The sequence below is a fragment of the Methylobacterium sp. CM6257 genome (genome assembly GCF_054611515.1).
Genome location: NZ_CM137735.1, coordinates 5,607,475 through 5,622,061 on the forward strand (window position 1 = coordinate 5,607,475; position 14,587 = coordinate 5,622,061).

Sequence of the window (14,587 nt, forward strand, 5' to 3'; positions counted from 1 at the left end):
CCGGCGACGGCCGCCCGCCTGAGCGGCGCATCTGCGCCACGACGTTTAAGAGGGACGAACCATGCGGCTCCTGATGATCGGGCGGCTCAACGGCGAGCTGATCACCGCCTCGAAGATTGCCATGCAGCGCGGCGCGTCCGTGACGCAGGCCGATGCCGTTCCGCAGGGACTCAACGTCCTGCGCGCACGGGGTGCCGACCTGATCATGATCGACGTCTCGCTGCCGATCCGCGACCTCGTTTCCGCCCTGGAGGCGGAGCGCATCCGCACGCCGGTCGTCGCCTGCGGCGTCTCCGCGGACGCGCAGGCCGCCGTGGCGGCGATCCGCGCCGGCGCCAAGGAGTACATCCCGCTCCCGCCCGATCCCGAGATGATCGCCGCCGTGCTGGAGGCCGTCGCCTCAGACCGAAACGCCTTCGTCTGGCGCGACCCGTCCATGGAGCGTGTGGTCAAGCTCGCGGAGCAGGTCGCACGCTCGGAAGCCTCGGTGCTGATCACCGGCGAGAGCGGCACAGGCAAGGAGGTGCTGGCCCGCCACGTCCACCAGAAGTCCAGCCGGGCCGGAAAGCCCTTCGTCTCGGTGAACTGCGCGGCGATCCCCGAGGCGCTGCTCGAATCCGAGCTGTTCGGTCACGAGAAGGGCGCCTTCACGGGCGCGGTCGCCCGGCGCATCGGCCGGTTCGAGGAGGCCAATGGCGGCACGCTGCTGCTCGACGAGATCTCCGAGATGGATGTGCGCCTGCAGTCGAAGCTGCTGCGCGCCCTTCAGGAGCGGGTGATCGACCGGGTCGGCGGCACGGCGCCGGTGCGGGTAGATATCCGCGTGCTGGCCACATCGAACCGCAACCTCGTGGAGGAGGTCCGCAAGGGCACGTTCCGCGAGGACCTGTTCTACCGCCTCAATGTCGTCTCCCTGCGGCTGCCGCCCCTGCGCGAGCGCCCGGCCGACATCCTCGAGCTCGCCGGCCATTTCGCCAAGAAATATGCCGCCGTGAACGGCCTGCCGGGTCGCCCGCTCTCCGCCGAGGCGCGGGCCCTGGTGCTGAAGAACCCGTGGCGCGGCAACGTGCGCGAGTTGGAGAACACCCTGCACCGGGCCGTGCTGCTGGCCTCGGGCGACGAAATCGGCCCGGAGGCGATCCTCTCGCCCGACGGTCAGGCGATGGCCGCGGAGGGGCCGGCGGCGCGCGCCGCACAGGCCGCCGAGGCCGCCGCCCGCGGATTGGTGGGCCGGACCGTGGCACAGGTGGAGTGCGACCTGATCCTCGACACCCTGGACCATTGCCTCGGCAACCGCACCCACGCGGCCAAGATCCTCGGCATCTCGATCCGGACCCTGCGCAACAAGCTCAACGAGTATGTCTCGGCGGGCCTGGAAGTGGCGGAGCCCGGCAGCGTGCGCGCGAGTGTCGCCTGCGGGTAAGCGACAGCGGAGTTTGGGCCGGGTCGCGATACCGGATGAGATCCGGCCCGTCGCGGTACGGATCGGGGAACACCGCCGCGATGCCGTAGCTCCGATTGCCGACCGCGCCCGGAGCGGGTGACCGCACGGCGCGCGTGAGGCCACGACGATCCTTCGCTCACGCGCGCCGTGCGCGTCCTCGCTCGAAGCGCAGCTGAGGCCGTCGACGCGGAGCGGGGACGCCGCCTCGAAGGTGCGCGCCGGCATGGTTGCCGCGAGGCGAGATGTTTGGGCCGGTGGATCGCCCGCCACGCACAGCAGGCGGGGCGGCCTGCCGGTTTCAACCGGCGCCGCGAGCCGCCGATCGGCTCCGGTCTGAAGCGGTTTCCGGATGAGCGGCTCGCGGCGACGGCAGGGTCCGGACCGACCGAGCGAGCCAAACGGAGGCGGCAGGCGCCGCGGGGCAATCCGCCGGCGGCCTTGGGGCGTTAGGGATGACTCGGAGGACTTCCCGACAGCGCATAGCGGAAAGAGGAGATCCGCGCCGTCGATCACGTTTTCGATAGTCGACCCGACCTAAGCGCCACCGATCGATTTCCACGGCACTCGAATTAAACCTACAATACTTCACCAACGAAACCTGAAAAACAATTTAATTGCGAGTATCTCTCGGATTGTTAGGGGCGAATTGTCCATTGATGCCGTTCGGCGTCGATTTGAGTTCTAAATTCCTTGCACACGAACGAGCCACAGTCTCGGCCGACTACCGAGTTCCCGCAGCACCGATCGATCACCGTCGGTCCTACGATCGGATGGCGCGATGCGGGCTGGGCCCAACGCCTGTCCGATGTCGTGAATACATTGCGTTGGCCGCGGAACGCCGACCTGCCGCTGCTCGCGGGTCTCGGCGGCTTGCTGTCCTCAGTTCTCCCGCCGATCCGGCCGACGCGCTGGACACCGCATACGGCGGCGAACGGGTCCTTTCTCCATCGCGAGCCGGCGATCTTCACCTGCCCGATCGTCGGCACGCCGTTCGGCCCGGCCCGCTACTTCGCACGCCGCTTTCCGTCGGTGCCGTTCATCGTGCTAGCCTCCCTCTGGTGGTCACACGAGGATCCGCTTGAGGCCCTCTCGCTCGCGGTCGCATATCGCCGCTTCCGTCGCGACCATCCAGCATGCCGCCTGATCATTCTGGCGAATACCCCAACGGAAGAGGATCGGCTGCAGCGCCTGGGCCTCGAGGTACAACTCGCGCCGCACAACATTTTCGTCGACGAGAACCTGTTCTTTCCGCTGCATGATCAGATCAGGACTTTCGACGCGATCTACAATGCTCAATTAGCGCCCTACAAACGCCATGCCCTCGCACGAGACATCCCGCGCTGCGCCTACGTGACCTTCTTCCCCGGCAAGTATCCGGCGCGGACGCGTGGCATCCGCACGCGCGCCTTCCTGGATCGCCTACCGCCGGGGCATAGCGTCCTCAACCCGACGGAGGGCGATCGACTGGTGCCGCTGCCCCATACCGCCGTGAACGCCGCCTATGCGAGCGCGCATGTCGGCCTGTGCCTGTCCCGGATCGAGGGCGCCATGTATGCCAGCATGGAGTACCTGTTGGCCGGCCTTCCGGTCGTCTCGACACCAAGCCGCGGCGGTCGCGACCTGTTCTTTCATCCCGACACGACGATCATAGCCCGGGATGACCCGCGTGAGATCCGTCAGGCAGTCGACGCCCTCAAGGCGCGTGCCGTCCCGCCCGAGGCGGTCCGCGCGACAACGCTTCGGCTGGTCCAGCGCGAGCGAGAGCGCTTCAACGCCTTCGTGGAGAACTTGAGCGGCGTAGCGCAGTCAGGCACCGACCCGCGCTGGTCCTTCACGTTCCAGCACAAGCTCGGCTTCCACGAGCCGACGATCGGCGGCTTGGAGCGAGATTTCCTCGCGGGCCGGGATGGGCGGCTGATCCCCGCTTCGTGACGGTGCAGCGATCGGGCGCGAACGGGGCGGCCGGCTCTATCGGCGTCCGCTCTGGGCGGCCTTGTTCGCCTCGGTCTGGGCGGCGAAAGCCGCTTCGAGCTTGCGCATCGACTCGTAGCGGGCGACGTCGCCCTCCACGTCGCGAATCGTCTCCTCGACCAGATGGCGCTGGAGCGCCACGCGCGGGTCGTCGGGAGGCAGCGCCTCCCGCTCCTGCAGCCGGAGCACGGCCTGCCGCACCACGGTGTAGACCGCCTCGCGCTCCTCCCGGGTCATCGAGGGCTGGATCGCCTTCGCGACGAGATCGGAGAAATCCGACATGGACCGTTAGACTTCGCTCTTCCATTGGGGCGCCCGGATCCCGGGCCACCTCCCTCTACAGAGCGCCGCGCGTGGGATCCAGATGCCTGGCACGACGGCCGTCGCTACATCCTCTGGTCGCGGATACCCGCGATCAGAAGCGAGGACGAGCTCCAGATCACCAGGAAGCAGAAGAGCGCCACGAGCAGGGTATGGCCCCGCTCGGGATAGAGGCTGTCGGTCGGCAGGACCGGCGGCACGAAGGTCGCCAGAAAGATGTGCTGCTTGCTGGCCGACACGCGGGCGCGGTCGAGCAGCATGTGGGCCGATTCCTCGAGCTTCTCGGCGATGGTCCGCTCGACCAGCAGGCCCTCATATTGAAGCAGCGCCTCGGTCAGGTTCGGGCCGCCCGCGACGGCGCCGGCGCTCGTCATCTCGTCCTGCAGCGCCTTCATCTGCTGGTCGATCGCGGCGATGTTCGCGACCAGGGTCTGTATCGAGCGCGAGCGCTCGTCGAGATTGGAGCTGCGCAGGACCTGCAGGTCGTTCTCGGCCTTGAGCTTCTCCTTCCGCAACAGCGTGAGGGTGGTGAGCGTCCCCTCGGCTGACTTGATCGGGTCGATCACGCCCCACTGGTTGCGGAACGTCTGAAGAGCGAGATGGGCCTTGCGCAGGCGCTCCTGGGCGGTCGTCGCGTCGGCCTGCGCCTGAGCGACCATGTCGGCCTGCGCACGCTTGGATATGTCATTGATCAGCGCCTCGGAGCGCGCCACCACCTCGCGGGCGATGGTCAGGGCGTCCTCCGGAGTGAAAGCGCGCACCGACAGGCGGATTACCCCCGAGATCGAGTCGATATGCGCCTCGACGTGCTTGCGCCAGTACTTGGTGAGGTCCTCGATCGGGTCACTCGGATCGAAGCGCGCCCAGAAATCCGCTTCCGGCCGGGAGAACATCTTGGAGATGCCGATGCTCTTCTCCAACGCCTCGACCATCGTCTGGCTGCTGATGTAGTCACGGACGATGAAGCTGTCCTGACTGTTATGCTTCTGGATCAAGTTTGTATATTGACCGAGCGAGATGTTCTCCATCGGCTCGACGTTGCCGCGTACCGCGAACTGGGCCTCGGCGATGTACTGGTTGGAGGCGAAGCCGAACAGGTACAGCCCGACCACGAGGGTCGGCAACAGCACGAACAGACCGACGCGACGGATGATCCGCGCGCCGTAGCTCGACGTGTCCTCTTCGCGCGGGCGCAGGCCCGGCAGCCGAGTCCAGTCCAGGCGCTCGCGAACCGAGGCGACCAGCGCCCGGGCGTTGCGCTTCGCCGGAACCGGCCGGATCGTCTCCGCACTCCGCCGCAGCTCGCTCATCGTCGGTGCGGCGAACGTCACGATCTCGCCTTCGCGCGTGTCGTCCTTGACGTCGTCGAAGCTCATCCGCTCTTTGTTCCTGGGTCTGCGCCGGTTCCGCTCCCGCGGCGCCGGCCGGAGGACGGCCCGTGCGCGGTTCCGGAATCCCGCTCTTTTCGGCCCTTTTTAAGGCACCCGCCCCGCCTGCCGCACTGCGGCGACGGCGTCGTAGCCCGGTCCCGGTATCAGGCCGTAGAGTCTCCGGATGATGACACAACAACGCGCAGCCGGCGGTGCAGATGGCCGCCTCCCGGGCCGTTCGTCCAGGATCACCGCCAAAACCAAGCTCACGGAAATCGTGGTGGTGTGCTCCAAATGCGCCAAGCGGCAGGGTCTGCGCCCGCGCGACCTGCGCGGGCGTCTGAAGAAGGCCGCGAAGCGGGCCGGCAAGGACGGAACGTCGTCTGGCCGGACAAAGCTCTGCATCGTGGAGTCGGGCTGCCTCGGCCCCTGCCCGAAACACGCGGTGGCGGTCGCCACAGGGGCGAGCCTGGCGGCCGGCCGCGTCGTCCTGCTCGACCCCAAGACGGGGCCGGCGGAGGCGCTCTCCGCCGTGCTCCATCCCGTCCTGCCGCGCCGGGACATCCCCGAATTCGGCCCCAATACGGCTCTAGCGGCGGTACCGCCTGACGAATCGACGCCGGTCCGTTGACCGCCCCAACCCGGAGCAGCCGCTCTTGCCCGCCACTCGGCGCCTAACCCGCATGCCTCGATCGTGACCGGCTCCCGCCCCTCCCGGAAGCGCCGGGTCGCCCACGCGCTGCTGCGCCGCCTTCCCCTGTTCGGCACTTTCATCGGGCTCGGCCTGGCGCTCTGGCTCGTGACGACCAACGATCTCGCCGCGGTGGCGGCGGCGTTCGGCCGGATCGGATTGGCGGGCTTCGCCGGCGTCGCTGTGGTGCGGGCACTCGTGTTGGTTGTGTGCGGCATCGCCTGGGCGCGCATCCTCGACGGCCTGTCGCCCGCGCCGGCTTCGGCCTGCCTGATCCTCCGCTTCGTGCGCGAGGGCATCAACGTGTTGCTGCCTGTGGCGTCGGTGGGCGGCGATGTCCTCGGCGCGCGCCTCCTGACCTTCTGGGGCGTGGCGGGCTCCCTGGCCGCCGCCTCGGTCCTGGCCGACCTGCTGTTCCAGGTCGGCACCCTCGCCCTGTTCGCCGGTCTCGGGGCTGGCCTCCTGAGCCGGGTGGAGGGGGCGGAGGCCACCGAACTCGCGAACTGGACGCTGCGGACGCTCGCGGTGGCCGGCCTTGCCGTCGCAGCCTTCTTCGCGCTCCAGCGCACCGGGATCGTGCGGGTGCTCGAGGACCGCATTGGCGCCCTCGGCCGGCGCTTCGTGCGCGAGACCGAGGCCCGCCCGGAGCCGACTCGGCGCATCCAGGGCGCCCTGGATGCGGTTTGGTCGGCGGAGCGGCGAGGCCATCTCCTCCAATCCTGCGGCCTTCACGCGCTGGCGTGGCTGCTCGGCGCGGTCGAGCTGGCGGTCGTGCTCGCCTGCATCGGGGTCGACCATATCGGCGTGTCGGAGATCCTGGTGATCGAGGCTCTGAGCCAGGCGATCAAGGCCGCCGCCTTCCTCGTCCCGAGCGGGCTCGGCGTGCAGGAAGGCGGCCTCGTCCTGGTCTGCGGCCTGTTCGGCATCGATGCCGGAACCGCGATTGCCCTCTCGCTCGCCCGCCGCGTCCCCGACGTCGTGCTCGGTCTGCCCGCGCTCCTCCTCTGGCAGAATCTGGAGGCACGCCGCGCCGGCGTCCGCCCCGCCACACCGACATGCGACCGCCCGTGACCGCGACCTCCGATCTGCCGCCTTGTACGAAGCGCGTTCGCCCGACCCGGCGCGCGCTGTCTCTCGGCCTCGCCGGGCTGGCCGGCGCGCTGATGGCCGCTGGGCCGGCGCTGGCCCAGAGTGTCACCGTCGACCTCGGCGCCGGCGGCACCACCGAGCGCGCCCTTCAGCTCGTCGCGCTGATCACCATCCTGGCGGTCGCCCCCTCCGTTCTGGTGATGGCCACGGCCTTCACCCGGATCGTCGTCGTGCTCTCGATCCTGCGCTCGGCGCTGGGCACCCAGACGGCACCGCCGACGGCCGTGATCGTGAGCCTCGCGCTTTTCCTGACCGCCTTCGTGATGGCGCCCACGGGTCGCACGGCCTACAGCGCCGGGATCGAACCCCTGATCGCCGGACGGATCACACAGGCCCAGGCCTTCGAGCGCGCCTCGGCGCCGTTCAAGACCTTCATGCTGCGGAACGTGCGCGAGAAGGACCTGAAGTTGTTCCTCGACCTCGCGAAGGTGCCGGTTCCGAAGGGCCCGGACGAGGTGGGTCTCGAAATCGTGACCCCGGCCTTCATGATCTCGGAACTGCGCCGCGCCTTCGAGATCGGGTTCCTGCTGTTCATCCCGTTCCTGATTATCGACCTCGTGGTCGCGTCCGTGCTGATGGCCGTCGGCATGATGATGGTGCCGCCGGCCACAGTCACTCTGCCGCTCAAGCTGATCTTCTTCGTGCTGGTCGATGGATGGACGCTGGTGGCAGGGTCGCTGGTACAGAGCTACGGCGGATAACGGCTTCTAAATACATCTTCAGAGTCTAAGAGTTTGCTTTAAGGCTACGCCAACGGCAACTTCGACGGCTCGACGCCCGCGTAGATCAATCCGTCGCTGTGCACGGCCCTGAAGAACGCCGGAGCGACGGTCTCGGTCCTCTACATTCCGTACAACATCATCTCGTTCACGGATAAGGCGGGCGTGGTCGCCAACGAGAACAACAAGGTCAACGCGTTCAGTCCGACCCTGTCGCCCCCCTGCAGAGCTGCGCTTCGCCGGGTTTCTTTTTCACGGCCAACACCCCGGCCGATATCACGGCCGCACTCAACGCCATGTTCGATAAGGCCGTCCAGGTGGCGCACCTGACGCAGTGAGGCCGCGTGCCGATCGGGCCTCGACGACGCGCATTGCCGCGGAGCCTTCCGGGGGCGTCGGCGGCTCGAACGACCGGCGCGCTGGCGGGCAATCCAGGTCGAGTTGCCTGCCCCCACACTCCGCAGACGCCGACCTGTGCGACCGACCCGGCAGCCAGGGTTCGGCTCGGCTGGTCGGAGGCCCGACGGCACAGCTCGGCGGTTCGCGCCGCCGTCCGGACGCAGCCGGCCCCGGTCTCCCGGAAGATGTCCGGGTCGATGACGCCCCCGGGGCTCACCCCGGCGGCGTGCCGGGGTTTGCGGCGCTGCTCTGCTGCTCAGCGCCCGGCTGTTCCCGGGCCCCCGTCCCGGCATCCGGCCTGCCGCGATTCGGCGCCGCGGCGTCCGGGTAGCGCTTGCGGTACTCGGCCAGGAAGGCCGACAGCGTCTCGGCCTTGCTGGCGCGCGCCGCGACGGCGCGGAAACCCGGGGCGCGGGTCGGGTTGGCTCCCGTGAGGAGCGCGAAGGTGCGCGCATCCGGGCTCGCCGCCATCGCCTCCGAGAACTTTGCCTTGAGCCGCTCCAGGCCGATCGCCTCGCCCGCGAGGTCGTAGGCGATCGCGGCGCGCACGGCATCGGCCCGGGCCTGCTCGTCCAGCGGCTGGCCGGACTGCCACCCCTCGCCGAGCAGGGCCTCGTGCGCCTCGCCGGCCTCGCGCCAGCGGCGGGCGCCCCAGTAGATGTCGGCGCGCAGCCGCTCGATATCCGGACCGCTCTCGCCCTCGATCGTCTCCAGGGCGAGGTCGGTGCGGGTGAGATCCGAAAGCGCCCGGGCACGGATCAGGCCGCGGGCGCGCTTCAGCTCGCCCGGAAGCTCGGGCAAATCGGAGGCGTCGAGGACCTTCAGCGCCTGCATCGGCTTGTCGTCCATCAGCCGGACGGTGGCGAGCCGCGCCGCGACAGCGGCGCGCGCCGGGCCGGTGAGCCGGTTGTCGATCTGGTACTGGAGGAGGTCTGCCGCAGAATCGAGCAGGTCGAGGCCCACGAGTCGGTCGGCGAGTTTGCGGACCACCTCGTCGCCGCGCCGCCCGATCGGGCTCAGCTCCCGGAAGTCGAAGAAGAGCGCCACGGCCTCGATCCCGGGCAGTGTGTCGCCCTTGTCGGTGAGATACAGGCTCTCGAAAGCCGCCTGCGCCTCGCGGACCAGGGCCTGCGTGGGTGCGGCGTTGGGCGCGAAGGCGTTTGCGCGGCGCACCGCCGTGAAGGCCTCGCGCCAGCGGCCGGCGCCGAGATAGAGGCGTGCGAGACCGACCGTGATGGCGTCCTCGATCGCGCCGCCGTGCCATGTCATCGCCAGCCGCTCCAGCCGCTCGATCGCGGCATCCGGCGTGAGCTTGCCGGCGGCCCGGGCCAGCAGCGTGGACCGTACGCTCGCCTCGACCGAGACCGGGCGCACGGCGGCCTTCTCCAGGCGGGCATAGGCGTCCAGCGCCGCCTCGGTCTGGCCGGTCGCCTCGGAGACGCGGGCACGCACCAGGGTGAGCCGGTCGCGGATCCAGGGCGGCAGGTCGCGCGCGTCCTCGGCCCGGGCGGCCGCAGTCTCGGCATCGCCGTTCTCGATCGCCGATTCCGCCGCCGTTGCGCGGATCGGCTGCGCCACATCCGCGGGGTAACTGCCGGCGAGCGGCAGCACCTTGAGGAAACCCGTCTCGGCCGCCTTCCAGTCGCCCGAGCCGGCCGCCGCCATGGCCCGCCACAGGGCGGATTCCGGGTCGCCGGCGAGTTGCGGGACGGACAGGGCCTTCAGCGCCTCCGGGCTGCGGCCGAGCCGCACGAGCGCGAGGCTCCGGAGAATGGCCGTATCGCGCTGGGCGGCGAGGAGCGGATCGTCGGCGGCGGCCGCCTCCAGGGCCGCGAGGCCCTCGGGGTCGAGCCCGTTGGCGAGATACGCGCGGGCAAGCGCGAGGCGCGCCGGTCCGCGCTCGGACGGCGTCGCGGCGGCGGCCGCGTTGGCGAGACCGCGCAGCGTGTCGCGCACGATCCCGGCGCGCGCCTTTTCCCAGGGCGCCCGCGCGATGGCGAGCGTCCCCGCCTCCGCGAGGGCGGCCTCGGCCTTCCGGGCGGCCACGGAGGCGGCGAGCCCCCCCTCCCGGCCGATCGTCACGCCGTCGAGGTCGGGCCGCACCGCCAAGTCGTCGGCGCCGGCGAGCACCGCGATGCCGTGCCGACTCGGCAGGATCTCGAAATCGACGAAGCGGCGATTCTTCGGGTTGCCGACCGGGCGCTGCGCCGACGAGGTGACCACCGCGATCCGCTCCCCATCGAGGTCGAGCCACGTCGTCGAGCCGGGCCGCGGCAGGGCGAGGGACACCGCGATGCGGCCCGAAGGATCAGGTTTGCGGGCGGGATCGATCGTGTCGCTGGGGCTCAGGGCTTCACCGGCCGACAGTTCCCAGCCCACCCCGCTCCCGGTGGACACCGCATTGAGATCGACCAATCGGCCCTGCGGCACCGAGAAGCGCAGGACCGTGAGCGGTCCCGTCCGCGCCGGCGCCCCCAAGGGTGTGAGGCCCTGGCTGGCCGGCGGCACGGTTACGGGCTCGGCAGCCTCGAAGGCCAGGGTGGCGATGCCGCCGCGCTCGAACAGGACGGCCGGCGGCAGGGTCCGGAACGGGAAGACGAGGCCGGCCCCAGCCGATCGCCTCGGCGGGGCCTCGGCCGGACGATCCGGTTCGGCCGGCGCCTCGGCCCGACGCGGAGGCGCGGGTACGGGTGCGGGCGGCTTCGCGGCAGCCGGTTCGGCGGCGGGGGGACCCGGCACCTCGACGGTGGTCTTGGCCGGCTCGGGCGGTTTCCGGCGGACCACGTCGAGGAAGAAGGCTCCGTCCTCCCGCTCGGTACCGATCGTGAACCCCTCCTCCGGGGTGATGAGGAGGCTTGCCGAGGTCGCGTCGATCTCGGTCGCGAGCTTGGCGATGCCGGGGCGCGGCCGGCCGCGGGTCTCGCCCGGATCGATGAGCCATGGGCCGACCACGCGCAGGCGGGTCGTGGGACCCTCGGCCGTCACGGCCGTGACGACCTCCTCAGGAAGGCGCAGCGAGAGGCGGGTCAGAGTCGGCAGCCGGGCGAGTTCCAGGGACAGGGGCTTGCGCACCGGCTCCGGCATGCGCGCCTTGAGTGCCTCCTCGGCGGCCCTGGCCCGGCGGGCGAGTTCGGCCACGACCTCCGGCGGAAGCGGCGGCGGAAGGCCGGACCAGCCCTCCGGCAGCAGGTCGACGAACACGCGCTCGCCGGCCGATTGCAGATTGACACGGTAGGGCCTCTGGAGGGCCACCCGCAGGCCGGTTCCGTCGGGGTCGCGGCGGACACTTGAGACGAAGGCCGGCATCTCCTCGGCGAGACGCTCGGGCCCGGGGGTGATTTGCTCGCCGTAGCCGAGGATCAGCACGCCGCCGGCAAGCTTGGCCTTGACCGAGACCGGCTTGTCGAAGGTGAGCACGATGCGGCCGTAGCCACCGGCACCGCTGCCGGTTTCGCTACCCTTGGCCCCGATCAGCCGTACCGCCAGAGCAGGGTCGGCCGCCCCCAAGAGAGCGAGCACGGGCAGCGCCGCGCGCAGCAGCCGCGCGCCGAGCCCTCGCCCGATCCGGGGTCGCCCGCCCACCGATACCATTGCCCCGCCGATCCGATCCCCGGCGTGCGGCACCTTCGGGGCCGCGGCGCCCGGCGCCACATGTCGGCGGGATCCTGCGGCAGCGCCACTAACGCTGGCTTAACCGTAAGGCGGGAATCCGCCGCACCGGCAAGTCCTCAGCCGCTCAGGGCAACGGCCCGGTCGAATGCCTGCGGGAACCCTTCGAGCGGAACCGTGATGGTTGCCGGATCGCTGCTGCCCGCCTTCTGGCCCGTCACGATGAGCTTCTTGGCGGCCCGCATGCCGTCGAGGGCCAGCGTCGGGAAGCTGATCGATACGATGCAGCCCTCGGCGCTGCAGGTCGTGTAGGGCGCCCCCTTGCCGAGAGCCTGCTCGTCGAGCTTGAAGGTCACTCCCGGTTCGATGGCGAGGCCGAACGGCATCAGCACAATGCCCTCGGACCGGCCATTCGCGGGGGTCTGCAACTCGAAACCGAATTTGCGCCGCCCGGTCTGCGAATCGCCCTGCGCCTGGGCGACGATGCAGGTGACCTTCTCGTTCGGGCGCGTGCAGGTCATGGTCCAGTCGCCGTAGCTCTCGCTGACCATGCTGGCGCCGGTGGGCCAGGCCGCATGGGCAGGAGACGGCGCCGATGCGGGCGCCACCTCCGCCGGAGCGGGCTTGGCCGCCGGCTTCGGGGCGGCCGGTTTCGGCCGGGGCTTCGGCCTGGCCTTGGCGGGGCCCTCTACGGGCGCCGCAGCCGCTGGATCGGCGTCCTGGGCGCGCGGGGACGCGGCCGGCACGGCAAGCAGGGTCGCGATCAGGCTGAAGCGCACGAGCGCGCGAGTCGTCGGCATGGAATCACGATCCCCCGGGCCATTGGACGGCACAGCCGCCTAATGCCCCAGCCCGGGGGACGCAATCGTCCGGGGCGCCTCGGGCCCCCGGGTCAGTCCTTCTGGCGTGTCAGAGCGGGTTCGGGCCCCCCACGGCGTGGGCCAGGGCGCAACGACGCGCGAAGGCGGTTTCGGTCCCGGTGCGGACGGCACGGGCGACGGCGAACATGAGGGTCAGGATACCGGGATCGCGATCCGCGGTCTCCGCGACCGGGCCAGGGATCCGAGAAGTGATGAGCGCGAGCACGACAGCCTCCGATAGCGGGATCCCGGTCGTGACCGCGATCCCCTTCCCCACAGCCGCTCAACGGCCTTGCTGCACCGCAATATGCGCCCTGCACCGAAGGTCTGCCACGAACGCTTCCGCACGACCCGCATGCAACAGGATCATGGCATCGGCAGCGATCCATCAATCCAGCCTTAAGAGCTTGAGAGTGCAGCGCGGTTGACCGGCGGCGGACGAGTCGCCATTGAGCGCGCTTCCGGCGATCTGCCCGTGGACCGTGCTGGCATGGCCCACGCGAGTGCAGGCCTGTCGCCGCATTGTCATACGCGCGCCATAACCCGCCCGCGAGCCGGACCCGCGGACGCGCGAAGCGTCCGCCAGACGAGGATCTCCCGCATGACCGACCAGCCGACCCATCACCCGATCCATGGCCGGATCACCGGCCCCATCGTGATGATCGGCTTCGGCTCGATCGGCCGGGGCACCCTGCCGCTCATCGAGCGCCATTTCGCGTACGACCGCGCCCGCTTCACGGTGATCGACCCGGTCGACACCCACCGGGCGCTGGCCGAGACGCACGGCCTGCGCTTCGAGAAGGTGGCGCTGACGCCGGAGAACTACCGCGACGTGCTCACCCCGCTCCTCACCGAGGGCGGCGGCCAGGGCTTCTGCGTCAACCTCTCGGTCGACACCTCCTCGCGCGCCATCCTGGAGCTGTGCCGCGAGCTGGGCGCCCTCTACATCGACACCGTGGCCGAGCCCTGGCCGGGCTTCTACTTCGACAAGACCAAGAGCCAGGGCGAGCGCACCAACTACGCGCTCCGCCAGGACATCCTCGATGCCCGCGCCCAGAAGCCCGGCGGCACCACCGCGGTCTCCTGCTGCGGCGCCAATCCCGGCATGGTCTCATGGTTCGTCAAGCAGGCGCTCCTGAACATCGCCCAGGATACCGGCCTGCAGCGGCCGGAGCCGAAGACCAAGGCCGAGTGGGCCGCCCTGATGAAGGATCTGGGCGTCAAGGGTGTCCACATCGCCGAGCGGGACACCCAGCGCGCCAAGACGCCGAAGCCGCGCGGCGTCTTCGTCAACACCTGGTCGGTGGAGGGCTTCGTCTCCGAGGGCAACCAGCCGGCCGAGCTCGGCTGGGGCACGCACGAGACCTGGAAGCCGGCCAATGCCCGCGCGCAGGAGAACGGCTCGGCTTGCGCGATCTACCTGCTGCAGCCGGGGGCCGACACGCGGGTGCGCACCTGGGTGCCGACCGCGGGCGCGCAGTTCGGCTTCCTGGTGACCCACAACGAGGCGATCTCGATCGCCGACTACTACACGGTGCGCGAGGGCCAGACGCCGGTCTTCCGGCCGACCTGCCACTACGCCTACCACCCGGCTGACGACGCGGTGCTCTCGCTCCACGAGATGTTCGGCAAGGCCGGCACGGTGCAGGCGCAGCACCACATCCTCGACGAGACCGAGATCGTCGACGGCATCGACGAGCTCGGCGTGCTGGTCTACGGCCACACGAAGAACGCCTACTGGTACGGCTCGCAGCTCTCCATCGAGGAGACCCGCCGGATCGCGCCCTACCAGAACGCCACCGGTCTGCAGGTGACCTCGGCGGTGCTTGCCGGCATGGTCTGGGCGCTGGAGAACCCGGAGGCCGGCATCGTCGAAGCCGACGAGATGGATTTCCGCCGCTGCCTGGAGGTCCAGACCCCGTATCTCGGCCCGGTCGTGGGCGTGTACACGGACTGGACGCCGCTCACCGACCGCCCCGGCCTGTTCCCGGAGGACATCGACACCAGCGATCCCTGGCAGTTCCGCAACGTGCTGGTGCACGGCTGAGGCGCGC

At 70.2% G+C, this 14,587-nt stretch carries 11 protein-coding genes; 6 read left to right on the forward strand and 5 right to left on the reverse strand.

Features of this window, described 5'->3' with window-relative positions:
- Positions 1-61 precede the first annotated feature (61 nt).
- Both flbD and ACYCO6_RS27335 read left to right on the forward strand, forming a co-directional pair.
- A complete protein-coding gene (flbD, locus tag ACYCO6_RS27330) occupies positions 62-1,423 on the forward strand; it encodes a sigma-54-dependent transcriptional regulator FlbD (RefSeq protein WP_459765192.1) in 1,362 nt (453 codons plus the stop codon).
- Positions 1,424-2,254: 831 nt separating this feature from the next.
- The gene (locus ACYCO6_RS27335) at positions 2,255-3,376 is read left to right on the forward strand and encodes a glycosyltransferase (protein ID WP_459765194.1); all 1,122 of its coding nucleotides are present in this window, start codon (positions 2,255-2,257) and stop codon (positions 3,374-3,376) included.
- Positions 3,377-3,412: 36 nt separating this feature from the next.
- On the opposite strand, the gene ACYCO6_RS27340 is transcribed toward ACYCO6_RS27335, so the two are convergent.
- Positions 3,413-3,697, reverse strand: coding sequence for a hypothetical protein (locus tag ACYCO6_RS27340; RefSeq protein ID WP_459765196.1), 285 nt, complete (start codon positions 3,695-3,697; stop codon positions 3,413-3,415).
- Positions 3,698-3,801: 104 nt separating this feature from the next.
- Complete coding sequence (locus tag ACYCO6_RS27345; RefSeq protein WP_459765198.1) at positions 3,802-5,112, reverse strand: capsule biosynthesis protein; 1,311 nt, start codon at positions 5,110-5,112, stop codon at positions 3,802-3,804.
- Between the two features lie 178 nt (positions 5,113-5,290).
- On the opposite strand from ACYCO6_RS27345, the gene ACYCO6_RS27350 reads away from it, so the two are divergent.
- From ACYCO6_RS27350 to fliP, 3 genes are all read left to right on the forward strand, one after another.
- Positions 5,291-5,737, forward strand: a complete 447-nt coding sequence (locus ACYCO6_RS27350) for a hypothetical protein (RefSeq protein ID WP_459765200.1) — start codon at positions 5,291-5,293, stop codon at positions 5,735-5,737.
- 63 nt (positions 5,738-5,800) lie between these two features.
- Positions 5,801-6,868: a lysylphosphatidylglycerol synthase domain-containing protein gene (locus ACYCO6_RS27355; RefSeq protein WP_459765202.1), complete on the forward strand. Its 1,068-nt coding sequence runs from the start codon at positions 5,801-5,803 to the stop codon at positions 6,866-6,868.
- Between the two features lie 56 nt (positions 6,869-6,924).
- A complete protein-coding gene (gene fliP, locus ACYCO6_RS27360) occupies positions 6,925-7,647 on the forward strand; it encodes a flagellar type III secretion system pore protein FliP (protein WP_459773753.1) in 723 nt (240 codons plus the stop codon).
- A gap of 630 nt (positions 7,648-8,277) precedes the next feature.
- Here the strand turns inward: fliP and ACYCO6_RS27365 are convergent.
- The 3 genes from ACYCO6_RS27365 to ACYCO6_RS27375 all read right to left on the reverse strand — a co-directional run bounded on the left by ACYCO6_RS27365 (position 8,278) and on the right by ACYCO6_RS27375 (position 12,759).
- Positions 8,278-11,655: a hypothetical protein gene (locus tag ACYCO6_RS27365; protein WP_459773755.1), complete on the reverse strand. Its 3,378-nt coding sequence runs from the start codon at positions 11,653-11,655 to the stop codon at positions 8,278-8,280.
- A gap of 137 nt (positions 11,656-11,792) precedes the next feature.
- On the reverse strand, positions 11,793-12,473 hold the full coding sequence (locus ACYCO6_RS27370; protein WP_459765204.1) for an invasion associated locus B family protein: 681 nt from the start codon (positions 12,471-12,473) through the stop codon (positions 11,793-11,795).
- 109 nt (positions 12,474-12,582) lie between these two features.
- A complete protein-coding gene (locus ACYCO6_RS27375; RefSeq protein WP_459765206.1) occupies positions 12,583-12,759 on the reverse strand; it encodes a hypothetical protein in 177 nt (58 codons plus the stop codon).
- 375 nt (positions 12,760-13,134) lie between these two features.
- Here ACYCO6_RS27375 and ACYCO6_RS27380 point away from each other — a divergent pair, with 375 nt between their 5' ends.
- On the forward strand, positions 13,135-14,580 hold the full coding sequence (locus ACYCO6_RS27380; protein WP_459765208.1) for a homospermidine synthase: 1,446 nt from the start codon (positions 13,135-13,137) through the stop codon (positions 14,578-14,580).
- Positions 14,581-14,587 lie beyond the last annotated feature (7 nt).

What these genes read in the sequence shown, in the direction of transcription:
- ACYCO6_RS27350 (WP_459765200.1), top strand. Translation starts at nt 5,291, where the DNA reads ATGATGACACAACAACGCGCAGCCGGCGGTGCAGATGGCCGCCTCCCG.
- ACYCO6_RS27340 (WP_459765196.1), bottom strand. Translation starts at nt 3,697, where the DNA reads ATGTCGGATTTCTCCGATCTCGTCGCGAAGGCGATCCAGCCCTCGATG.
- flbD (WP_459765192.1), top strand. Translation starts at nt 62, where the DNA reads ATGCGGCTCCTGATGATCGGGCGGCTCAACGGCGAGCTGATCACCGCC.
- ACYCO6_RS27380 (WP_459765208.1), top strand. Translation starts at nt 13,135, where the DNA reads ATGACCGACCAGCCGACCCATCACCCGATCCATGGCCGGATCACCGGC.
- ACYCO6_RS27370 (WP_459765204.1), bottom strand. Translation starts at nt 12,473, where the DNA reads ATGCCGACGACTCGCGCGCTCGTGCGCTTCAGCCTGATCGCGACCCTG.
- ACYCO6_RS27345 (WP_459765198.1), bottom strand. Translation starts at nt 5,112, where the DNA reads ATGAGCTTCGACGACGTCAAGGACGACACGCGCGAAGGCGAGATCGTG.
- ACYCO6_RS27365 (WP_459773755.1), bottom strand. Translation starts at nt 11,655, where the DNA reads ATGGTATCGGTGGGCGGGCGACCCCGGATCGGGCGAGGGCTCGGCGCG.